This is a genomic window from Bacteroides sp. NGMCC 1.200775 (assembly GCF_040798045.1).
In the GTDB taxonomy this organism is placed as follows: domain Bacteria; phylum Bacteroidota; class Bacteroidia; order Bacteroidales; family Bacteroidaceae; genus Bacteroides; species Bacteroides hominis.
On the sequence record NZ_JASCQK010000002.1, the window covers coordinates 208,528 to 230,359 of the forward strand.

Below are 21,832 nucleotides of genomic sequence, written 5' to 3' on the forward strand. Positions count from 1 at the left end.
ATAAATAGGAAAGAATACCAACAAAGAGAGCGAAGTTTTATATAAAAACTTCGCTCTCTTTGTTGGGCTATCTGGACTCGAACCAGAAATGACAGGACCAGAATCTGTAGTGTTACCATTACACCATAGCCCAATGTCGCTTAACGATTCACATCCTTTGTTTCTCGTTTGCGGTTGCAAAGGTACAAAGTTTTTTTTAATCACAAATACTTTTCGCTCTTTTTTTGCAAAAAAATATCTAATACGCCGGATTCCAAAGAGATGCATCCCTAAAAAAAAACAAAAAATGAAATAGATTTAGCATATAACTTTCCTTGATACAATAAATCAGCGTATATTTGTAAAAAATATCACGTTTATGACAGGAAAACAAAGAATGCCCCTTCCTTGTTATAAACAGAAACTAAACATTGATTATTTAATTTCAACCTATAAATGAACGAAACGAAAGTATTAATAGAAAAGATAACCGAAGGTATACAAGAAAAAAAAGGTAAAAACATTGTCATAGCAGATCTGACAAACATTGACGACACGATATGCCAATACTTTGTAATCTGTCAGGGGAACTCCCCCAGCCAGATCGTTGCCATCGTAGATTCCATAAAAGAATTTACCCGAAAAGGTGCCGGCACTAAGCCCTCTGCCATCGATGGACAACGAAACGCAGAGTGGGTAGCTATGGACTTTTCTGACGTATTAGTACACGTATTCCTGCCGGAGGCCAGAAACTTTTATAATTTGGAGCACCTGTGGGCAGATGCCAAACTAATCACTATTCCCGACATTGATTAATCTATCAGTATGGACAATAACAGCAAGAAAACCAACAATAAAGTAAATATGCCCAAGTTCAATCTGAACTGGATGTATATGATTATCGCCCTGATGCTTTTAGGGCTGTATTTCGCTAACGGAAACAGTTCTGTTAACAAGAACATCTCTTATGATGAATTCCAACAATACGTACGTGACGGGTATGTCAGTAAAGTGATTGGCTATGATGACAACACAGTTGAAATTTATATTAAGCCACAGTATGTAGGAGCTGTATTCAAACAAGATTCTACACGTGTAGGCCGGAATCCGATGATTACCACCGAAGCTCCTTCACGCGAAAATCTGGATAACTTCCTGCAAAAGGAGAAAGAAGAAACACATTTCGACGGTTCTGTCAGCTATGATAAGAAGAAAGACTACTTCAGCGCAATACTTTGGAATGTGCTGCCTATTGTCTTTCTGATTGCCTTGTGGATATTCTTCATGCGCCGCATGGGCAGTGGTGCCAGTGGTGGAGCAGGTGGCGTATTCAATGTAGGAAAATCGAAAGCACAGCTCTTTGAGAAAGGTGGATCCATCAAAGTGACATTTAAAGATGTAGCCGGCCTGGCAGAAGCCAAACAGGAAGTAGAAGAGATTGTCGAATTCCTGAAAGAACCCCAGAAATATACGGATTTGGGAGGTAAAATTCCTAAAGGCGCCTTGCTGGTAGGCCCTCCGGGAACAGGTAAAACATTGCTTGCAAAGGCTGTAGCCGGTGAAGCCAATGTACCTTTTTTCTCTTTGGCCGGTTCCGATTTCGTTGAAATGTTTGTCGGTGTAGGTGCATCCCGCGTACGCGACCTTTTCAAACAGGCTAAGGAAAAGGCTCCTTGTATTGTTTTCATCGATGAGATTGATGCCGTAGGACGTGCCCGCGGCAAGAATCCTGCGATGGGCGGCAATGATGAACGTGAGAACACGTTGAACCAGCTGCTAACTGAAATGGACGGTTTCGGCTCAAACAGCGGTGTTATTATTCTGGCAGCCACTAACCGTGTGGATGTACTCGATAAAGCATTACTCCGTGCCGGACGATTCGACCGGCAAATTCATGTAGATTTACCGGATCTCAACGAACGTAAGGAAGTATTTGGTGTGCATTTGCGCCCCATCAAGATAGACGATACAGTAGATGTAGATCTGCTCGCCCGCCAGACCCCCGGATTTTCGGGAGCTGATATTGCAAACGTATGCAATGAAGCAGCCCTGATAGCTGCACGACATGGAAAGAAATTCGTAGGCAAACAGGATTTTCTGGATGCTGTAGACCGTATCATCGGTGGACTTGAAAAGAAAACCAAAATCACCACGGAAGCCGAACGCCGCTCTATTGCTTTGCATGAAGCCGGACACGCAAGCATCTCTTGGTTATTGGAATATGCCAACCCATTGATTAAGGTAACCATCGTTCCTCGTGGACGCGCATTGGGAGCTGCATGGTATCTGCCGGAAGAAAGGCAAATTACCACCAAAGAGCAAATGCTCGATGAGATGTGTGCCACTCTGGGCGGACGCGCAGCAGAAGATCTCTTCATTGGCCGCGTATCCAGTGGAGCTGCCAATGACCTTGAACGTGTGACCAAACAGGCTTATGGCATGATCGCCTACTTGGGAATGAGTGAAAAGTTGCCGAACTTATGCTATTATAATAATGATGAGTATTCGTTCCAACGTCCGTATAGCGAAAAGACTGCCGAACTGATTGACGAAGAGGTGAAAAGAATGGTTAACGAACAATATGAACGTGCCAAACAAATCCTCTCGGAACACAAAGAGCAGCACAACGAATTGGCGCAGCTACTGATCGATAAAGAAGTAATCTTTGCCGAAGACGTAGAACGAATCTTCGGTAAACGTCCTTGGGCTTCCCGTTCGGAAGAGATCATGGCAGCCAATAGCAAACAAGAAAATACCGCCCACTCTACGGATGGAGAAGATACCGATACTCCACAAGCAACAGAGTCTCAAGAAGACAATGCGCAACAAGAACCGGCGGCATCACAAAACTAAAAATGTAACAGCACCTTGAAAAACAACTTTTTACAACGCGCCATAACAGGAATATTATTTGTAGCCATCATAGTGGGTTGTATACTGTACGATCCACTGGCTTTCGGAACACTTTTCGTTATTGTCAGTGCTTTGACCATACGTGAGTTCGGTCATCTTGTCAATCAATCGGGGGAAGTAGCCATCAACCGGACCATCACCATGCTGGGAGGAGCTTATCTGTTCCTTGCTCTCATGGGATTCTGCATTGATGCTGCCGATTCCAAAATATTCATTCCTTATCTGGTATTGCTCATTTACCTGATGGTAAGCGAATTATACCTTAAGAAAAAGAATCCGGTACTCAACTGGGCTTATTCCATGTTGAGCCAGATGTATATCGCTCTCCCTTTTGCTTTACTGAATGTACTCGCTTTCCAGAATGATCCGGAAACAACCAGCGTCTCTTATAATCCGATATTACCGCTTTCTATATTTGTATTTCTATGGCTGAATGATACGGGCGCCTACTGCTTCGGCTCTCTGTTTGGCAAGCATCGTTTATTCGAACGTATTTCTCCGAAGAAGTCATGGGAAGGTTCTATCGGCGGCGGTATCGTAGCCATTGCCGCTTCGTTTGCATTTGCCTATTTCTTTCCGGTCATGACTTGGGCTGAGTGGGCCGGGTTGGCACTGGTCGTTGTTATTTTCGGAACTTGGGGAGACTTAACGGAGTCACTTCTGAAACGTCAATTGCAAATTAAAGATTCTGGAAGCATTTTGCCGGGACACGGTGGTATGCTCGATCGCTTCGACAGTTCGCTTATGGCCATACCGGCAGGAGTTGTCTACTTATATGCACTGACCCTGTTCTAAAATCGATAAAAAATAATAGCCGCAAATAAAAACGGGCTACAAACGTAAAGCATCTCGCAGAATATAGCGAAACTTCCGTTTGTAGCCCGTTATTTACAACTCACCCTTTTTACATTACCTGAACTTCGTTTGAAAGCTCTATATTCTTTGCACCCTCGGGTATCGGCTGTTCTTTTACATCAAAGACTACCTCAACTTCTCCGTTTTCAACAGAATTCAGTTTCACTTTAATGCCTTTCTTACCGGTCAGATCCAACGAATTCAAATTAAAAGATACCGCACCGTTTAAACAACGCTTAGTCACATCACCATACGTATTATAACGATATTCCAAATGGATATACCCGTCATCACCATCTTTAGCCATGTTTCGCGTATCGCGAACCAGACTGAAGCGATGTTTTTCTTTGGCCGGTAAGCACTGGCGAAAAATGATGTTCAGATATCCGCCTCCAATCCACATCATATCTTTATATACAAGAACAGGGTCATTGCCTATTTCCGCTTCATTGTCGGCAGTCAGGTCCTCTATTTGTTTGGTCAAGACGTCATAGTTACACTCTACTTTTACCCCATGATCGTATCCTTCATAATTATCATAAAGAGGATTGAAATAAGTAATCACACGCTGTCCGTCTATCGGCCTATAGCCCGGAATCGCGGTCGCAGCAGGCCAAAGACTTCCCCAATGGTCGGCATTCAGTGCATACGTATCACCACCGACTACCCGGACTGTAGCCCAGTCTCTTGCTATATCGCCCAATGAATAACCGTCACCGTCATCACACGACTGCAATGCCGGCAGTATCAGCGTCAGCATTGCCACCCAAAGTAGTTTAACTCTTTTCATATCTATTCTTAATTTATTCCTTTTACCCTATAAATAAAAAAACCGGGCATTTACTGCACCGGTTTCTGTCCTATTATTGAATAAAAAACTATTTTTTAAGCAATTTCACCATTTCGCGGGCAGCATGCCTCGGGGCTCCTGCCGGTCCGAGCAACCGTGCCATTTCTTCATAACCATCCAACATTTTCCGTCGATAGTCTTCTTGAAACAACAAACGTTTCAGCTCGTTCCGCATATTCTCCACCGTCATCGTATCAGCCACCAATTCCCTGACTACTTCCCGTCCGGCAATCAAGTTGACCAACGAGATAAACTTCACCTTCAAGATATGTTTCCGGAGGAAAGACACCAGCTTCCCTACGGGAGTATGATAGCAAACCACTTGCGGTACGCGGAAAAGTGCCGTCTCAAGAGTGGCAGTTCCGGATGTCACCAAAGCGACATCCGCCTGTTGAAGCAAGCGGTAAGTCCGGCCAAAGATTACTTGCAGATTTGTCCCTTTTACGAATTCAGCATAGTATTCCGGAGAAATGCCGGGAGCGGCAGCCAGCACAAGCTGATAATCCGAAAAAGCCGAGGCTGCCCGGATCATATCGGGGAGATTATCCTTAATCTCCTGCTTCCGACTTCCGGCAAGCAAAGCAATGATAGGCTTATCCGCTAACTCATTATCACTGATAAAATCGGCAAATGTTTCCGGATTTGCAGCCTTGAAAGCGGTAACTTCATCCACCGTCGGATTACCAACGTAATGAATCGGGTATTGATGCCCTTCAAAAAACTCAACCTCAAAAGGGAGAATGGAGAAAAGCTCATCTACATCTCTTCTTATATTTTTGATGCGATATTCTTTCCATGCCCAAATCTTGGGAGAAATATAGTAATAAACCGGAATCTTCGTTTTCGCATGCACAAACTTGGCAATATCGAGATTAAAGCCCGGATAATCCACCAAAATAACAACATCCGGCGACCATGCCACGATGTCCTCCTTACATCTCTTCATGTTGGCAAAGATGGTTCGCAGATGCAGCAATACAGGGATAAAGCCCATGTAAGCCAGCTCCTTATAATGCTTCACCATCGTTCCTCCTACAGCAGCCATCATATCACCGCCAAAGAAACGGAATTCAGCCCGCGGATCCTCCTCTTTCAGTGCAGCCATCAAGTGAGAAGCGTGCAAATCGCCCGAGGCTTCACCAACAATCAGATAGTATTTCATAATTCCCAGGATTTCAATTCGTCCATAAAATGATAAGCAGTCATATCCACTACCGTCGGTGTGATGGCTACATATCCGTTGGCCAACGCCCAATGATCGTTCTTCTCGTTCTCCGGTTCGTGATCGATAAACTCTCCGGTCAGCCAATAATAATTCGTATCGTCTCTCCGTGGACAGACCTGCCACTCTCCGCTCCAGTGCCCTTTGGCCTGTTCGCAGATTTTCACTCCCTTCAGTTCCGGAGTATTGGGAAAATTCACATTGAGACAAGTCAGTGGCGGAAGTCCCTTCTCAAGAACCATTGCCGCTATTTTCCGCACATAAGGTCCTGCAGCATCAAAATCAGCTCCGGGGGCATGGTCACAAATAGAAAACCCGATAGAAGAAATTCCGTTAAGGCAACCTTCGATTACAACCCCCATCGTGCCGGAGTAGTGTACATTGGTAGCAGAATTGTCACCATGATTAATCCCACCGACAACCAGATCGGGTTCACGGTCAAGTATCTGATTTCGTGCCAGTTTTATACAATCGGCCGGCGTACCAGAACACTTATAAACAGTCAACCCCACATCTTTCTTTAATAACTGATAATGCACCGGCTGTGTCACCGTCAGTGCACATCCACTGCCGGAACGGGGAGCGTCAGGAGCCATTACTACGATCTCGCCCAGCGGACGAAGAAATTTAATCAGTTCGCTAATACCTTTTGCCATAATACCGTCGTCATTGGAAACGAGGATCAAAGGCCTTTTATTTTCCATACAATCTTACCTTATCTATTATTTTATGTTTTCGAAATGCACAAAAGTAGCAAAAAGAACTTGTATCGACAACAGAACCAAATAAGAAAGCGAAGGTCTATTAATATTGTATTCACAGCAGATAAGAAACAAGAGTGTAAAACATCCGGATGTTCTTCACAATAACATCCGGATGTTATTAGATATAACATGGGGATCTTGTTATCAAAAACATGGGGATGTTTTATCAGCTAACTCTTAATGGAAGTCTTGAAACCATCTGATGGTTAGCCATGCAGACTACCCGTTTACAAATCTTAATCTTCTGCAAGTGAGTAAAAAAAGGAATTGATATTCAATTTTAATACGTATATTTGTGAGCTAAAAAGAGAAAAAATGCCCGTATCTCGCCTGGCAGTTATTAACAAAACAGGTGACTTATCAACAGATTAAGCAAAGTTTCTATTTTTTAGTAGGCGCTCTGAGGATTTATCACTTATTTCGCTGCCAATAAATTTAGATAATATGGGAAAAATAATTGCTTTGGCCAATCAAAAAGGTGGTGTAGGAAAAACAACGACTACGATTAACCTCGCAGCTTCGCTGGCTACGCTTGAAAAGAAAGTACTGGTTGTTGATGCAGACCCACAGGCAAATGCCTCTTCCGGATTGGGAGTCGACATCAAGCAATCCGAATGTACTATCTACGAATGCATTATCGACAGAGCCAACGTACAGGACGCTATTCATGACACTGAAATTGATTCGCTGAAAGTCATTTCATCGCACATCAATCTGGTAGGCGCCGAAATTGAAATGCTAAATCTCAAAAACCGCGAAAAGATACTGAAAGAAGTGCTGACTCCGCTAAAGGAAGAGTATGATTATATTTTGATAGACTGTTCTCCTTCGCTGGGATTGATCACAATCAACGCCCTGACGGCAGCAGACTCGGTGATTATCCCCGTACAGGCAGAATACTTTGCCCTCGAGGGAATCAGCAAACTGCTGAATACCATCAAGATTATCAAATCAAAACTGAACCCGGCACTCGAAATAGAAGGCTTTCTGCTGACGATGTACGACTCACGCCTGCGCCAAGCCAACCAGATCTATGACGAAGTGAAACGCCACTTTCAGGAACTGGTGTTCAAAACCGTCATCCAGCGCAACGTGAAGCTCAGTGAAGCACCCAGTTACGGACTGCCCACCATCTTATATGATGCAGAATCTACCGGAGCAAAAAATCACCTGGCACTGGCTAAGGAACTAATAAGCAGAAATAGTAAATAAACGAAGATATGGCAACACAAAGAAGAAATGCATTAGGCCGCGGGCTCGACGCCCTGCTCTCCATGGAGGAGGTGAAAACCGAAGGTTCTTCGTCTATTAACGAAATAGAACTGTCGAAAATCTCCGTCAACCCCAACCAGCCGCGTCGCGAATTTGATGAAACGGCACTGGAAGAGTTGGCCGATTCGATCAGGGAAATAGGAATTATCCAACCCATCACCCTGCGCAAAGTCTCGGACGACGAGTACCAGATCATTGCCGGGGAACGTCGCTACCGCGCTTCACAGAAAGCCGGACTGGACACGATTCCTGCATACATCCGCACAGCCGATGATGAAAACGTGATGGAGATGGCGCTGATAGAAAATATACAGCGCGAGGATCTTAATTCGGTAGAAATCGCACTGGCTTACCAACACTTGATAGAGCAATATGACCTGACACAGGAGCGGTTAAGTGAACGTGTCGGCAAGAAACGCACAACCATTGCCAACTATCTGCGTCTGCTCAAATTGCCTGCACCGATACAAATGGCACTGCAGAACAAACAGATAGACATGGGACATGCCCGGGCATTGATCACACTGGGCGACCCGAAACTACAAGTTAAAATTTTCGAAGAAATTCTGGAACACGGATACTCTGTCCGCAAAGTAGAAGAAATAGTAAAATCACTGAGCGAAGGAGAAGCCGTGAAGAGCGGAACCAAAAAGATTACCCCGAAGCGGGCCAAACTGCCCGAGGAATTCAACATGCTGAAACAACATCTATCGGGATTCTTTAACACCAAGGTACAACTGACTTGCTCTGAAAAGGGCAAAGGGAAGATCAGTATTCCTTTTAGTAATGAAGAGGAACTGGAACGTATCATGGAAATCTTCGACTCACTGAAGAAATAAATGACGAAAAAAAGTAAAACATATCAGCTATACATTGCCCTGCTTCTCTGTTTCTTTCAGGTAGCAGGGATTGATGTGTATGCACAGGAGCCTGTAAAAACAGTCCAGGATTCCATCTCTCCGGTCCGCGAGGCTCCTAAAGCACGGGCACGCCGCCATCGTGAACCGGTAGTTTCTTCGCCGGTCGCCGACAGTGTAAAAGTGGATAAAGCGGTTATCCTCCCGCCGATAGACAGTTTGGAAAACCGGAAACCCGCCATTGTTACGGCAGACAGCCTCGAGGAAGTCAACCGGCAGAACCTGGAAAAGATAGAAACACCTGTCATTCCGTCAGTCGTAAAGACAGATAGCCTGCCGCCTCCCATCATGCCTAAAAAAATGTTCGTACCTAACCCGACGAAAGCAACCTGGTATGCCATCGTGTTTCCGGGTGGCGGACAGATATATAACCGCAAATACTGGAAACTACCTATTATATATGGTGGATTCGCCGGATGCGCCTACGCATTAAGCTGGAACGGGAAAATGTATAAGGACTATGCTCAGGCTTATATGGACATTATGGACAATAATCCAAATACGAACAGCTATCAGGATTTACTTCCGCCAAATCACAATTACACCGATACCCAGCTGAAAGATATACTCCGCAAACGGAAAGATACGTATCGCCGCTATCGTGACCTCAGTATATTCGCTGTCATCGGCGTATATCTGATTTCCGTTATCGACGCCTATGTAGACGCGGAGTTATCCAATTTCGACATATCACCCGACCTAAGCATGAGGGTGGAACCTACTATTATAAATAATAACCCGTTACAACCCGGCAGTAAGTCGGTAGGCGTGCAATGCAGCCTCAGATTTTAACCCATGAAGATTGAACAAATAAGAATGAAGAAATTAGCAAACTATTGCCCCCTGATTTTATTGTTTTTGTTTGCCACCCCAAAGGTAAACGCACAGAGTGTAGACGTAGTGATTCGCGACAACGGCAAAGAACGCCAGGAAAGCATCGAGCTTCCGAAAAGTATGACTTATCCCCTCGATAGTCTGCTCAACGACTGGAAAGCCAAAAACTACATTGACTTAGGAAAAGATTGCAGTACGGCGGAAATCAATCCGTTGTTCAGTGACTCCGTATATATCGACCGCTTATCGCGCATGCCGACCGTAATGGAGATGCCATACAACGAAATCGTACGTAAGTTCATCGATATGTATGCCGGCCGCCTGCGAAATCAGGTATCTTTTATGCTGAGTGCCTGCAACTTCTACATGCCTATCTTCGAAGAAGCTCTCGATGCGTATAATCTGCCATTGGAGCTGAAGTATTTACCTATCATCGAATCGGCTCTGAACCCGTCGGCAGTATCACGCGCAGGTGCAGGAGGTTTGTGGCAGTTCATGATAGGAACCGGCAAAATGTACGGGCTGGAATCGAACAGCCTGGTGGACGACCGTCGTGACCCGATAAAGGCAACTTGGGCAGCAGCACGCTACCTGAAAGATCTATATGATATTTATCATGACTGGAATCTTGTGATCGCAGCATACAATTGCGGACCGGGCACCATCAACAAAGCCATCCGCCGTGCAGGAGGAGAAACCGACTATTGGAGCATCTATAACTACTTGCCCAAAGAAACAAGAGGATATGTACCGGCATTTATAGCAGCCAACTATGTAATGACCTATTACTGCGATCATAATATCTGTCCGATGGAAACCGATATTCCGGAAAGCACCGATACGATTCAGGTAAACAAAAACCTTCACTTCCAACAGATTGCCGACTTGTGCAATGTTCCGATGGATCAAATCAGAAGTCTCAATCCACAATACAAAAAAGAGATAATTCCGGGTGAAAGCAAATCTTATACTTTGCGCCTTCCACAAAACGCCGTAAGTTCGTTCATCGATCGCCAGGACACTATTTACGCCCACCGTGCCGACGAATTATTCAAAAACCGGCGTACAGTAGCCATTAAAAATGACAGTCCTGCTTCCAGAAGGAAAGGTAGCTCTGCCAAAGCAGGCAATGGTACACCCACATATTATAAAATCAAAAATGGAGACACCTTGGGAGCTATTGCAGCAAAATATGGTGTACGCGTAAAAGATCTTCAAAGTTGGAACGGACTGCGGGGAACTAACATTTCCGCAGGAAAACGTTTGAAAATATACAAATAAATCCCCTTTCGCTTGCCTGATGTTTAAATTTGATTATTTTTGCAGAAAAGGAACGAAAGGACTAAATTATGGACACTGAGAACCAGAAAGAAATAGCTGAAGAGCAAATGATTGAACAAGCTTTTCAAGAATTGCTGAACGATTATCTTGCTACCAAGCACCGTAAACGTATTGAGATTATAACCAAGGCCTTTAATTTTGCCAATCAGGCACATAAAGGCATCAAACGACGCTCCGGGGAGCCTTATATCATGCACCCCATTGCCGTCGCAAAAATCGTATGCAACGAAATCGGGCTTGGTTCGACTTCCATTTGTGCAGCCCTTTTGCACGATGTCGTAGAAGATACCGACTATACGGTAGAAGATATCGAAAACATTTTCGGAGCTAAAATCGCACAAATTGTCGACGGGCTAACTAAAATTTCCGGAGGTATCTTTGGTGACCGCGCTTCGGCACAGGCAGAGAACTTTAAAAAGCTCCTGCTCACGATGTCCGATGACATCCGGGTGATCTTAATCAAAATAGCGGATCGTCTGCACAACATGCGTACCCTCGGCTCTATGTTACCCAACAAACAGTATAAGATCGCAGGCGAAACATTGTATATTTATGCACCTCTTGCCAACCGCCTGGGACTGTATAAGATCAAAACAGAGCTGGAAAACCTCAGTTTCAAATATGAACATCCTGAAGAATATCAGGAAATTGAAGAAAAGCTGAACGCAACAGCGGCCGAACGTGACAAGGTATTTAATGAATTCACCGCCCCGATACGAGAGCAACTGGATAAGATGGGGCTAAAATACCGTATCCTGGCACGCGTGAAATCAATCTACTCCATCTGGAACAAAATGCAAACCAAGCATGTTCCCTTTGAAGAAATTTATGATCTGCTGGCTGTACGAATTATCTTCGAACCACGCAATATGGAGGAGGAACTGAATGATTGTTTTGACATCTATGTCTCAATCTCTAAAATCTATAAGCCCCACCCCGACCGCCTGCGCGACTGGGTGAGCCACCCGAAAGCCAATGGATACCAGGCACTGCATGTCACCTTGATGGGAAACAACGGACAATGGATCGAGGTCCAGATACGTAGCGAACGGATGAACGATGTGGCCGAACAAGGATTTGCCGCCCACTGGAAATATAAAGAAGGAGGAGGCAGCGAAGATGAAGGTGAATTGGAAAAGTGGCTGCGTACCATTAAAGAAATACTCGACGATCCGCAACCGGACGCCATCGACTTCCTCGATACAATCAAATTGAATTTATTTGCTTCGGAGATTTTTGTCTTCACTCCGAAAGGAGAGCTTAAAACCATGCCACAGAACTCTACTGCGCTGGATTTTGCATTCTCCCTGCACACAGATATAGGAAGCCATTGCATCGGCGCCAAAGTCAATCATAAACTGGTGCCCCTAAGCCATAAATTACAAAGTGGAGATCAGGTAGAGATACTGACATCCAAGTCGCAACGTGTACAGCCACAATGGGAAGTATTTGCCACTACTGCAAGGGCAAGGGCAAAGATTGCAGCTATTCTGCGTAAAGAACGAAAAACCTTCCAGAAAGAAGGAGAAGAATTGTTGAACGAATTCTTTAAGAAAGAGGAGATCCGTCCGGAAGCAGCTGTCATCGAGAAGTTATGCAAACTGCATAACATGAAAAACGAGGAGGAGTTTCTTGTAGCCATCGGCAACAAAACCATCGTATTGGGAGACGCCGACAAGAATGAACTGAAGGAGAAGCAAAGCAGTAACTGGATGAAGTATCTGACTTTCTCTTTTGGCAACAACAATAAAGACAAACAGCAGGAAGAAAAAGAACCGCAAGAAAAAGAGAAGATTAATACCAAACAGATTCTTAAACTGACGGAAGATGCCCTGCAAAAGAAATATATCATGGCCGAATGTTGTCATCCCATCCCCGGTGACGACGTACTGGGATATATGGATGAAAACGACCGCATCATCATCCATAAACGCCAATGTCCGGTAGCGGCTAAGTTAAAAAGCAGTTATGGCAACCGTATCATTGCCACAGAATGGGATACACACAAGAAACTTTCTTTCCTGGTATATATTTATGTAAAAGGCATAGATAATGTAGGATTACTGAACGAAATCACGCAGGTCATTTCACGCCAACTGAACGTTAATATCCGAAAGCTGGACATGGAGACCAATGACGGCATTTTTGAAGGAAAAGTACAGTTATACGTGCACGATGTGGAAGACGTAAAAGCCATTTGCAACAATTTGCGCAAGATTCCAAATATAAAGTCAGTGACACGCGTAGAAAACTAATGAACCATCAACGATGAACGATAACAGGAGTACCAACCTGCGTTCATCGTTCCTCTCCGTTCGTCGTTGAAAATCTATCAAGGGCATTCCTCATTCCAAGCAGTTCTTCTCTAATCTGCTTAAGACGATTGATAATCTCAAAGTTCCGGATTGTTGCCTCTCTATTATCTTTCAATTTTTGGCGGGCTCCGGGCAAAGTCATCCCCCGTTCCTTCACCAAGTGATAAATCAGACGGATGGTTTCTACATCCTCTTTCCGGTATTGGCGTACCCCACGGCTACCCTTTTTAGGGGCAATTTGCGGAAACTCCTTCTCCCAAAAACGAAGCAACGACTCATTGACATCGAACATCTGGGCAACTTCACTGATAGAGTAATATAATTTCAGATCCCTTTCTGTATTTTGCATAATTCTCTTTTTGTTTAGTCAAACACTTTACCGTGGTTGGCAGCTATCTGAATCATACGTTCATAATCTTCCGCACTTAAATCCATGAAGTAATAATTAACCGGATTCACCACTTGCCCCTTGACATGCACTTCGTAATGCAAATGCGGTCCGGTGCTCTTTCCGGTGCTTCCCACTCCGGCAATCACCTCACCGCGTACCACTTTTTTACCCAGTTTAGTACGAAACTCCTGCAAATGAGCATAACGGGTACGATACCCGAAGCCATGATCAATCTCAACAGTATTGCCATAACCGGTCTCCCACCCCATTTTCACCACTGTCCCGTCACCAGTGGCATACACATCCGTCCCGGGATGAGCAGAAAAGTCCATTCCGGCATGAAACTTCGTCGTTCCGTAAATAGGGTCGATACGTGTACCATAACCGGAAGCTGTCTTCCGAAGATCTTTATTAGATATCGGCTGGATGGCAGGAATACACTTTAACATCTGGTCATGATTTTTACACATCGCCACCACATCGTCAAACGACTTGGATTGTATATAAAGTTGCTTACTCAGCACGTCCATCTTCTGAGTCGTATTAATCACCAGTTTTGAGTTGGCCATATCCATCAGTTCTTCATAACGGTTCGTACCGCCATAGCCCGCCTGACGAATGGCCGGTGAAACGGGATCGGCCATAAAAATGACCCTGTAAAGGTTATCATCACGTTGCTGAATGTCCTGAAGCACTCCCATTGCTTCGTCAAGACGACGAGAAAGAACATTATATTGTGCCAAAAGTTGGCTATTCTCTTTCCGCAACTCCTTCTCTGAAGGAGAACCGAAAATCAGTAACAATATAATGAAACTGCCGGCCCCCAGCCCCATCCCGATAAAAAGACGGCGGAGAATGCTCAATGCCCGTTGTCGGACAGTCGGATAAATCCGGTCATAAGTCTGCGTTTGCGGATTATAGATATAGTAAACTTTGCGCATCTTATAAATATTTCGCTTGTTAATACGGCAAAAATAATAAAAACAAGCTATCTTTGCACTGCTTTTTTCAGAATATTAACCTCAACAATAGATATATAGAAGTATGTTGACTGCAAAAGAAACCAGAGATTCGTTTAAGAATTTCTTCGAGTCAAAAGGACATCAGATTGTTCCTTCGGCTCCGATGGTGATTAAAGATGACCCTACCCTGATGTTTACCAATGCAGGGATGAACCAGTTTAAAGATATTATTTTGGGTAACCACCCGGCGAAATACCACAGAGTCGCGGACTCGCAAAAATGTCTTCGCGTAAGCGGAAAGCACAATGACCTTGAAGAAGTGGGACACGATACGTATCATCACACCATGTTCGAAATGCTGGGTAACTGGTCATTCGGCGATTATTTCAAGAAAGAAGCCATCAGCTGGGCATGGGAATATCTGGTAGATGTATTGAAGCTGAACCCGGAACACCTGTATGCCACGGTGTTCGAAGGAAGCCCCGAAGAAGGGCTGGAACGTGATAACGAAGCAGCTTCCATCTGGGAACAATTCCTTCCCAAAGACCATATCATCAACGGCAACAAGCATGATAACTTTTGGGAAATGGGTGATACAGGTCCCTGCGGTCCTTGCTCGGAGATCCACATCGACCTCCGCCCGGCTGAAGAACGTGCTAAGATTTCAGGACGCGATTTGGTGAACCATGATCATCCCCAGGTAATAGAAATCTGGAACCTCGTATTCATGCAATACAACCGCAAGGCCGACAGCAGCCTCGAACCGCTACCGGCAAAAGTTATCGATACCGGTATGGGATTCGAACGTCTTTGCATGGCTTTGCAAGGTAAAACATCCAATTACGACACTGACGTATTCCAGCCACTGATCAAATCAATCGCTCAAATGGCGGGAACAGAATATGGCAAGAATGAACAGAACGACATCGCTATGCGTGTGATTGCCGACCATATCCGTACTATCGCTTTCTCAATCACCGACGGACAATTGCCGTCGAATGCCAAAGCCGGTTATGTGATTCGTCGTATCCTCCGCCGTGCCGTTCGCTACGGATATACATTCCTTGGACAGAAACAAGCGTTTATGTACAAATTGCTTCCGGTTCTGATTGACAGCATGGGTGATGCTTATCCGGAACTGATTGCTCAAAAAGAGTTGATCGAAAAGGTTATCAAAGAAGAAGAAGAATCATTCCTACGCACTTTGGAAACCGGTATCCGCTTGCTCGACAAAACCATGGCGGACACAAAAGCCACCGGAAAAACAGAAATCAGTGGCAAAGACGCCTTTACGCTGTATGATACGTTTGGTTTCCCGCTCGATCTGACAGAACTGATTCTGCGTGAAAACGGCATGACAGTAAACACAGTGGAATTCGACGCCGAAATGCAACAGCAAAAACAACGTGCACGCAACGCCGCTGCCATTGAAACAGGCGACTGGATTATTTTGAAAGAAGGCACAACAGAATTCGTAGGGTATGACTATACAGAATATGAAACCTCTATTCTGCGTTATCGCCAGGTGAAACAGAAAAATCAGACTCTGTACCAAATCGTATTAGATTATACCCCGTTCTATGCAGAAAGCGGTGGTCAGGTAGGTGACACCGGTGTATTGGTAAGTGAGTTCGAAACTATTGAAGTGATCGACACTAAAAAAGAAAACAATCTTCCGATACACATAACAAAAAAACTTCCCGAACATCCGGAGGCTCCGATGATGGCTTGTGTAAACACCGACAAACGTGCAGCTTGTGCAGCCAATCACTCTGCCACTCACTTACTGGACGAAGCACTCCGTGAAGTATTGGGAGAACATGTTGAACAGAAAGGCTCCTTGGTAACTCCGGATTCTCTGCGCTTCGACTTCTCTCACTTCCAGAAAGTAACGGATGAAGAAATCCGCAAAGTGGAGCATTTGGTAAATGCAAAGATACGTGCCAATGTTCCATTGCAGGAACATCGCAACATCCCTATCGAAGAAGCTAAAGAACTGGGGGCAATCGCCCTGTTCGGTGAGAAGTATGGTGACCACGTACGTGTTATCCAGTTCGGCTCATCCATTGAATTCTGTGGAGGTACTCACGTTGCTGCTACCGGAAACATCGGTATGGTAAAAATTATCTCTGAGAGTTCAGTAGCTGCCGGTGTACGCCGTATCGAAGCATATACCGGAGCCCGCGTAGAAGAAATGCTGGATACGATCCAGGATACTTTGAGCGATTTGAAAGCTCTTTTCAACAATGCTCCCGACCTTGGCGTAGCCATTCGTAAGTATATCGATGAAAACGCAGGGCTGAAAAAACAGGTGGAAGACTTTATGAAAGAGAAAGAAGCCGCCGTCAAAGAACGCCTGCTGAAGAATGTACAAGAGATTAACGGCATTAAAGTCATTAAGTTCTGCCTGCCGATGCCCGCGGAAGTAGTGAAGAACATCGCTTTCCAACTCCGTGGCGAAATTACAGAGAACCTGTTCTTTGTAGCCGGAACAGTTGATGCCAACAAGCCAATGCTGACGGTCATGATCAGCGATAATCTGGTTGCAGGCGGATTGAAAGCAGGTAATCTGGTAAAAGAAGCTGCCAAACTGATTCAAGGTGGCGGTGGCGGTCAACCTCACTTTGCGACAGCCGGCGGTAAGAATCCGGACGGACTGAACGCTGCTGTTGAAAAGGTACTGGAACTGGCAGGTATCTAAAAGTCCCGACTCTCCACGAGAAGGGAGCCACGCTGTCCAAAATTTTCCATATAAAGCTGGAAGTCAGATCAAACCTCATAGTCTCCCGAGTAAAGAGCCCGGTATTGTGCCGGGCTCTTTCTATTTCATTCCCCCTTCATCGGACGCAAATATCATAAACTCACTTTATCCAATGGCAAAGCATTATTTACCTACTTCATAAGTATATATCTTATATGGCTCCTGTGTATTCAATGCATACAACCGACCGTCGGGAGAGACAGTAAAATTATCATAGATTTTATCAAATAAAAATCTCTTTTTCAGCTTTCCCTCCCAATCCCATACTTGCAATTCCGGTATTGTTCCTTCACTATATATTACTTTCTCAGTAACTCCTTGATAAAAAAGAACGTAAATTGCATCATCAGTAGCCACAGCCTTGCGCCAATAAGGATACACACTTTGTTCCCTGAACTTTTCATACGTATTATGCCTGTCCGGAATATCCTGCAACCTAATTTCCTGCAACAGCTCTCCCTTTATACTATACTTCCGTATAAGATTATGATACAAATAAAAATCCAATATAACCTTCTTTCCGATTTTTCCCGCTGTAAACTTATAATCGAATTTTGCTTGCTCCATCTTCTCTAAATCCGTAGAAGGATAATCTCCAAAAGGGGTAAATTCCCCTTTAGAATATATGAAATGCTCTTTACCCGAAGCTCCATCCGTTTTACCGCTCATGATATAATGCCCATGATCCAATCGAACCAGCTGATTTATTGCATCCGAAACGGCTATCGGAATATTATTTAGTATACAAATGCCCCTGTTTTCAATCTTGATTTCTCGTTCTATATCAGAATCTAAGATAAAGAAACTGGAATCGGAGCTTGTAAAGTAATCAGCGCGGGGACGAATCAGCTCATTGGGGCCTCCGCCTATATACCCCGATGAAAACTCATACTTCAAGCTGTCTGACGTCCAGAAAGAAAGTGTCGGATTGTTTTTTACCTCAACCAATATCAAGTGATGATCAAAATAAAAAAGTCCGCGCGGATATAAGATATTGGTAGAATCTAAGTCAAATTCACGAAAAGAACAGAATCCCAACTCCGCATCATTCAAACTTATTTCCTTAAAATGGGGAGAGGAGCAACCTGAACATAATATCATTGGCAATATACATGCCCAAAAACAAATATATTTCATACAATTTCTTTTTGAGGAAGAAAAAGTGTTTTTTGATGTAAATCACCTTTTTCCCGAAATTAGTTTTTCATAGTCCTGTTACTATGGTTGCAATAATAGCAAGAATAACCCGGAAAAGCAAGAATTATCTTTTTTATTCTACTCCCACTACACGGCTCTTTCATACCCCGCCTTCTTCTCATACAAAAAACACGTTTCGATCTTCCATCTTCCACCTTTTAGAATTCATATCGTTGATTGTGAGATGTATATATTGATGGAAGATGCGGTTTTTATACCATTTATCTTCCACCCCCATCTTCCATCTTCCACCCGCTGTTTTAGGGGAAATTTCAGTAGTAACGGTTTGGAAAACAAATGGATATATCCAATTTCTTATCCGTTTATCTCTCTAAAAGCATTTCATTTCCCTTACTCTCTTTAGTGCAAATGGTCGGATCTTTATCTCAGCCCAGGTATGCGGGCTCATCGGCCCGGATATACGGGCTCATCAGCCCGGGCATGTGGGCTCATCAGCCCAGGTATGCGGGATGGGATAAAGAGTTGTATTATAATGGTTAATCTGCTGGATTTCTTCGGTAATAGTCGGCCGGATTCTTTCTTAAAAAAGAAACAACGAAGCACTGCTTCCGCATCGCTGTGTGCGAATGGAAGGTTTTGTGGGGGAGGCAAGGGAGGAAGACGGTTGTTAAATGAAAGAGCCATGCTCCCACTATTACAATAACGGAGAAGAGTGGGCAGACTCAGCCTCATCCGAGATTCTTTATCGCCCGAAATTCTTTTGGAGAGATACCTGTATTCTTCTTAAAGAAATGTGTCAAATAGGATTGATCCGGAAAATGCAGTTGCTCAGCTATCTCTGTTACAGATAGACGGGGTTCATTCAACAGTACCTTTATTTCAGCCACCAACTGTTCATCAATAAGCTGCTTGGGTTTCTTTCCATCTAAATGCTGAACTGTAATTTTATGCAGGTAACGAGACGATATACAAAGTTTTCCGGCATAAAAAGCGACCTGATGTTCATGCATACTATATTCGCGGATCAATTGCATAAACCGGTGGCAGAGTAATTGAGTACGGCTATATTGCTTGCTGACAGCCCACTTTTCCGGAATCGTATTAAACAGCCACATGAGCAAACTTTGCAAAAAATTGTGCTCTTGTTGTCCTCTGAACTGCGGCATCGGTTCGGTAAACAACATTTGTGCCATATCCATCCACAAATTGATCTGGCGCCAAGTCTTCTGACTTCGTTCGTCAGCAGTATGGCGGTAACAGGGATGTTCGTGAGTATAATTAAAGTAGGGTGTATCAATAGGTAACATGGCATTTAGAAATGCTTCTTTAGGAAACATCAACATTTTCACCTGCAAATCCTCGGAAGCTTCAAGCACTTGCAGCAGGCTACCGGTCAGGAAGATCAGTTCTGTCTGTTCATTAAATATATATTTCTGCACACCGGTAGAGACAATGGCTTCCCCCCGCGTACAAATCAGATAGATACCACACCGGAAATGATATGGAGTCGATATCAAAGAAGTCAGATCGGTCTCTTCATATCGGATCGTTTTCGTATCGGCAAGCAATTGGTCTGTTTTCATAAAAGTCTGTTTTAGGCAACAAATGTAGGTTTATTTTTTGTATTCGGACTATTTTGTTCTGAAAACAACATATTTTGTACAGATTAGCCTACGTCCGGTTCCTAACAAATGAAGTAATTTTGCGACTGTATTGATCAAAGAGAATAGCAATGACTGACAGACAGAATTCCAGACGGTTCTTATTATTATTTTTAGGTGTATTAAGTGCCTTCGGTCCTTTTATAATGGATATGTATTTGCCTACCCTGCCGGCTATGGCAGATTTTTTCCAGACTTCATCTTCCATGGTACAATTAGGACTCACCACCAGTATGATTGGTTTGGCTGCCGGACAATTAATCTTCGGTCCCCTGAGTGACAAGTACGGACGGCGTTCTCCATTACTTCTGGCTATGATTCTGTTCCTGCTCGCTACGCTGGGATGTATCTTTTCACACACCATTTCACTATTTGTGGTATCCCGATTCTTACAAGGCATTGCCGGAGCAGGTGGCGTCGTGATTTCCCGCTCCATAGCTACCGACGAGTATTCGGGACACCAACTGGCCGGTATGCTCGCCATTATCGGGGGAATAAACGGAATTGCTACAGTCGTTGCCCCCATCGGAGGAGGTATTCTGGCCCAGATAACAGGCTGGCAAGGCATTTTTATCTGCTTATTCCTTATGGGAGTGGCTCTCCTATCCGGAAGTCTGCACCTGAATGAGTCGCTTCCGACAGAACACAGACAGGCTGTGAGTTGGCAAGCCCTATACCATCGTTTTGGAGAAGTCCTCCGCAACCGCCGTTATGTAGGCTACGTCCTGCAATATGGCTTTACCATGGGAATATTGTTTGCCAATATCTCTTCTGCACCATTCATCATGCAGCAACACTACGGACTCTCTCCCCTATCGTTCAGCCTCTGCTTTGGAATCAATGCGATAGCAATGGTTATCTCTTCAGCAATATCGATAAAATTGCCTACTATGGAACGGGCTTTATATATAGGAAGCCGGGGCATGTTGTTAGTATCTGCGCTGTCAATGGTGCTCTTGCCTCTGGGTTGTGATTTTTGGATCTACGAGTTATTGATCTTCGCTCTACTCTCCATGATTGGCATGACTTTTACGGCATCCAACACGTTAGCCATGGAGTGTGAGCGACGGAATGCAGGCATTGCTTCGGCACTTTTGGGAGCCACCGGGTTTGCATTCGGAGGTATCGTATCGCCCCTGGTAAGTTTAGGAGATATGATGACCTCTACCGGAATATTGTTTTTAGCAGGTTCTGTTTGTACCTATGCGTGCACGCGATATGTATTGTCACGATCCGCTCAGCCCTCCGGACTGCTATATCATTGAAAGCTTTCACATTCAAATATCTCTTCCTGACAAACGTCAAAAGGAAGTTCCAAATCCAATACGACTTACAGAAGATAAAGTCGAAACGTAGCATAAATTACAATTCACCTATAAACAGACCTTTAACTGCCCAAACATTAGTTTAAAAGCAAAAGGTCCTTCCTTTAAAACCAATGCCCCTTCGGTTTTAAACCAATGATTCCCTTCCTTTAAACCACCTATAGGAACTCTGCACAAATCACACTTATACATTCGATCGCCCAGGGGGGGAAGAAGTACTTTATCTATACATATCTATTTTCAAAACACAAAGAAGAGATAACCGAAACGGAAAATGTATTGTCTACACTCAGCAGTTTAGAATAGCAGTCC

At 44.2% G+C, this 21,832-nt stretch carries 17 protein-coding genes and 1 tRNA gene; 10 read left to right on the forward strand and 8 right to left on the reverse strand.

The window, feature by feature from the left end; genetic code table 11:
- Positions 1-62: 62 nt before the first annotated feature.
- Positions 63-133, reverse strand: a tRNA-Gln gene (locus QK890_RS07320).
- 302 nt (positions 134-435) lie between these two features.
- Here QK890_RS07320 and rsfS point away from each other — a divergent pair.
- The 3 genes from rsfS to QK890_RS07335 are packed head-to-tail and all read left to right on the forward strand — an operon-like array spanning position 436 to position 3,687.
- Positions 436-795, forward strand: coding sequence for a ribosome silencing factor (gene rsfS / locus QK890_RS07325; RefSeq protein WP_032539577.1), 360 nt, complete (start codon positions 436-438; stop codon positions 793-795).
- 48 nt (positions 796-843) lie between these two features.
- The gene (ftsH, locus tag QK890_RS07330; protein WP_005818338.1) at positions 844-2,832 is read left to right on the forward strand and encodes an ATP-dependent zinc metalloprotease FtsH; all 1,989 of its coding nucleotides are present in this window, start codon (positions 844-846) and stop codon (positions 2,830-2,832) included.
- Positions 2,833-2,847: 15 nt separating this feature from the next.
- Positions 2,848-3,687, forward strand: coding sequence for a phosphatidate cytidylyltransferase (locus QK890_RS07335; RefSeq protein WP_005775482.1), 840 nt, complete (start codon positions 2,848-2,850; stop codon positions 3,685-3,687).
- Between the two features lie 109 nt (positions 3,688-3,796).
- Here QK890_RS07335 and QK890_RS07340 read toward each other — a convergent pair whose 3' ends face one another.
- The 3 genes from QK890_RS07340 to surE form a co-directional block, all read right to left on the reverse strand.
- Positions 3,797-4,537: a NigD-like protein gene (locus QK890_RS07340; RefSeq protein WP_032537219.1), complete on the reverse strand. Its 741-nt coding sequence runs from the start codon at positions 4,535-4,537 to the stop codon at positions 3,797-3,799.
- A gap of 88 nt (positions 4,538-4,625) precedes the next feature.
- Positions 4,626-5,759 carry a lipid-A-disaccharide synthase gene (gene lpxB / locus QK890_RS07345; protein WP_032539578.1) on the reverse strand — a complete coding sequence of 378 codons (1,134 nt, stop codon included), beginning with the start codon at positions 5,757-5,759 and terminating at the stop codon, positions 4,626-4,628.
- Positions 5,756-6,523, reverse strand: a complete 768-nt coding sequence (gene surE / locus QK890_RS07350) for a 5'/3'-nucleotidase SurE (protein WP_032539579.1) — start codon at positions 6,521-6,523, stop codon at positions 5,756-5,758. Before surE ends, lpxB begins: the two co-directional genes overlap by 4 nt.
- Before the next feature lie 504 nt (positions 6,524-7,027).
- On the opposite strand from surE, the gene QK890_RS07355 reads away from it, so the two are divergent.
- From QK890_RS07355 to QK890_RS07375, 5 genes are all read left to right on the forward strand, one after another.
- Positions 7,028-7,795 carry a ParA family protein gene (locus QK890_RS07355; RefSeq protein WP_005784850.1) on the forward strand — a complete coding sequence of 256 codons (768 nt, stop codon included), beginning with the start codon at positions 7,028-7,030 and terminating at the stop codon, positions 7,793-7,795.
- A gap of 8 nt (positions 7,796-7,803) precedes the next feature.
- Positions 7,804-8,694, forward strand: a complete 891-nt coding sequence (locus QK890_RS07360) for a ParB/RepB/Spo0J family partition protein (RefSeq protein WP_005775476.1) — start codon at positions 7,804-7,806, stop codon at positions 8,692-8,694.
- The gene (locus QK890_RS07365; RefSeq protein ID WP_032537221.1) at positions 8,695-9,564 is read left to right on the forward strand and encodes a DUF5683 domain-containing protein; all 870 of its coding nucleotides are present in this window, start codon (positions 8,695-8,697) and stop codon (positions 9,562-9,564) included.
- Between the two features lie 24 nt (positions 9,565-9,588).
- Positions 9,589-10,887 carry a lytic transglycosylase domain-containing protein gene (locus QK890_RS07370; RefSeq protein WP_032537329.1) on the forward strand — a complete coding sequence of 433 codons (1,299 nt, stop codon included), beginning with the start codon at positions 9,589-9,591 and terminating at the stop codon, positions 10,885-10,887.
- Positions 10,888-10,955: 68 nt separating this feature from the next.
- Positions 10,956-13,202 carry a bifunctional (p)ppGpp synthetase/guanosine-3',5'-bis(diphosphate) 3'-pyrophosphohydrolase gene (locus QK890_RS07375; protein WP_032539580.1) on the forward strand — a complete coding sequence of 749 codons (2,247 nt, stop codon included), beginning with the start codon at positions 10,956-10,958 and terminating at the stop codon, positions 13,200-13,202.
- 43 nt (positions 13,203-13,245) lie between these two features.
- On the opposite strand, the gene QK890_RS07380 is transcribed toward QK890_RS07375, so the two are convergent.
- Both QK890_RS07380 and QK890_RS07385 read right to left on the reverse strand, forming a co-directional pair.
- Positions 13,246-13,611, reverse strand: coding sequence for a MerR family transcriptional regulator (locus tag QK890_RS07380; protein ID WP_005775470.1), 366 nt, complete (start codon positions 13,609-13,611; stop codon positions 13,246-13,248).
- A 14-nt stretch (positions 13,612-13,625) separates the two neighbouring features.
- Positions 13,626-14,594, reverse strand: a complete 969-nt coding sequence (locus QK890_RS07385; protein WP_250712227.1) for a M23 family metallopeptidase — start codon at positions 14,592-14,594, stop codon at positions 13,626-13,628.
- A gap of 103 nt (positions 14,595-14,697) precedes the next feature.
- On the opposite strand from QK890_RS07385, the gene alaS reads away from it, so the two are divergent.
- Entirely contained in the window at positions 14,698-17,316 is a 2,619-nt protein-coding gene (alaS, locus tag QK890_RS07390) for an alanine--tRNA ligase (protein WP_101602585.1), read from the forward strand.
- 183 nt (positions 17,317-17,499) lie between these two features.
- Here the strand turns inward: alaS and QK890_RS07395 are convergent, their stop codons facing one another.
- The gene (locus QK890_RS07395; protein WP_250712228.1) at positions 17,500-18,513 is read right to left on the reverse strand and encodes a BF3164 family lipoprotein; all 1,014 of its coding nucleotides are present in this window, start codon (positions 18,511-18,513) and stop codon (positions 17,500-17,502) included.
- A 749-nt stretch (positions 18,514-19,262) separates the two neighbouring features.
- On the reverse strand, positions 19,263-20,117 hold the full coding sequence (locus QK890_RS07400; RefSeq protein ID WP_250712229.1) for a response regulator transcription factor: 855 nt from the start codon (positions 20,115-20,117) through the stop codon (positions 19,263-19,265).
- Positions 20,118-20,266: 149 nt separating this feature from the next.
- Here QK890_RS07400 and QK890_RS07405 point away from each other — a divergent pair, with 149 nt between their 5' ends.
- Positions 20,267-21,460 (forward strand): multidrug effflux MFS transporter, encoded by a 1,194-nt coding sequence (locus QK890_RS07405; RefSeq protein WP_220576647.1) that lies wholly within the window; start codon positions 20,267-20,269, stop codon positions 21,458-21,460.
- Positions 21,461-21,832: the final 372 nt, after the last annotated feature.

Bases quoted from the DNA above. Each gene is read 5' to 3' on its own strand.
- QK890_RS07355 (WP_005784850.1), top strand. From the start codon at position 7,028: ATGGGAAAAATAATTGCTTTGGCCAATCAAAAAGGTGGTGTAGGAAAA.
- QK890_RS07365 (WP_032537221.1), top strand. From the start codon at position 8,695: ATGACGAAAAAAAGTAAAACATATCAGCTATACATTGCCCTGCTTCTC.
- QK890_RS07340 (WP_032537219.1), bottom strand. From the start codon at position 4,537: ATGAAAAGAGTTAAACTACTTTGGGTGGCAATGCTGACGCTGATACTG.
- alaS (WP_101602585.1), top strand. From the start codon at position 14,698: ATGTTGACTGCAAAAGAAACCAGAGATTCGTTTAAGAATTTCTTCGAG.
- lpxB (WP_032539578.1), bottom strand. From the start codon at position 5,759: ATGAAATACTATCTGATTGTTGGTGAAGCCTCGGGCGATTTGCACGCT.
- QK890_RS07375 (WP_032539580.1), top strand. From the start codon at position 10,956: ATGGACACTGAGAACCAGAAAGAAATAGCTGAAGAGCAAATGATTGAA.
- QK890_RS07405 (WP_220576647.1), top strand. From the start codon at position 20,267: ATGACTGACAGACAGAATTCCAGACGGTTCTTATTATTATTTTTAGGT.
- rsfS (WP_032539577.1), top strand. From the start codon at position 436: ATGAACGAAACGAAAGTATTAATAGAAAAGATAACCGAAGGTATACAA.
- QK890_RS07395 (WP_250712228.1), bottom strand. From the start codon at position 18,513: ATGAAATATATTTGTTTTTGGGCATGTATATTGCCAATGATATTATGT.
- ftsH (WP_005818338.1), top strand. From the start codon at position 844: ATGCCCAAGTTCAATCTGAACTGGATGTATATGATTATCGCCCTGATG.
- QK890_RS07370 (WP_032537329.1), top strand. From the start codon at position 9,589: ATGAAGAAATTAGCAAACTATTGCCCCCTGATTTTATTGTTTTTGTTT.
- QK890_RS07385 (WP_250712227.1), bottom strand. From the start codon at position 14,594: ATGCGCAAAGTTTACTATATCTATAATCCGCAAACGCAGACTTATGAC.
- QK890_RS07360 (WP_005775476.1), top strand. From the start codon at position 7,804: ATGGCAACACAAAGAAGAAATGCATTAGGCCGCGGGCTCGACGCCCTG.
- QK890_RS07380 (WP_005775470.1), bottom strand. From the start codon at position 13,611: ATGCAAAATACAGAAAGGGATCTGAAATTATATTACTCTATCAGTGAA.
- surE (WP_032539579.1), bottom strand. From the start codon at position 6,523: ATGGAAAATAAAAGGCCTTTGATCCTCGTTTCCAATGACGACGGTATT.
- QK890_RS07400 (WP_250712229.1), bottom strand. From the start codon at position 20,117: ATGAAAACAGACCAATTGCTTGCCGATACGAAAACGATCCGATATGAA.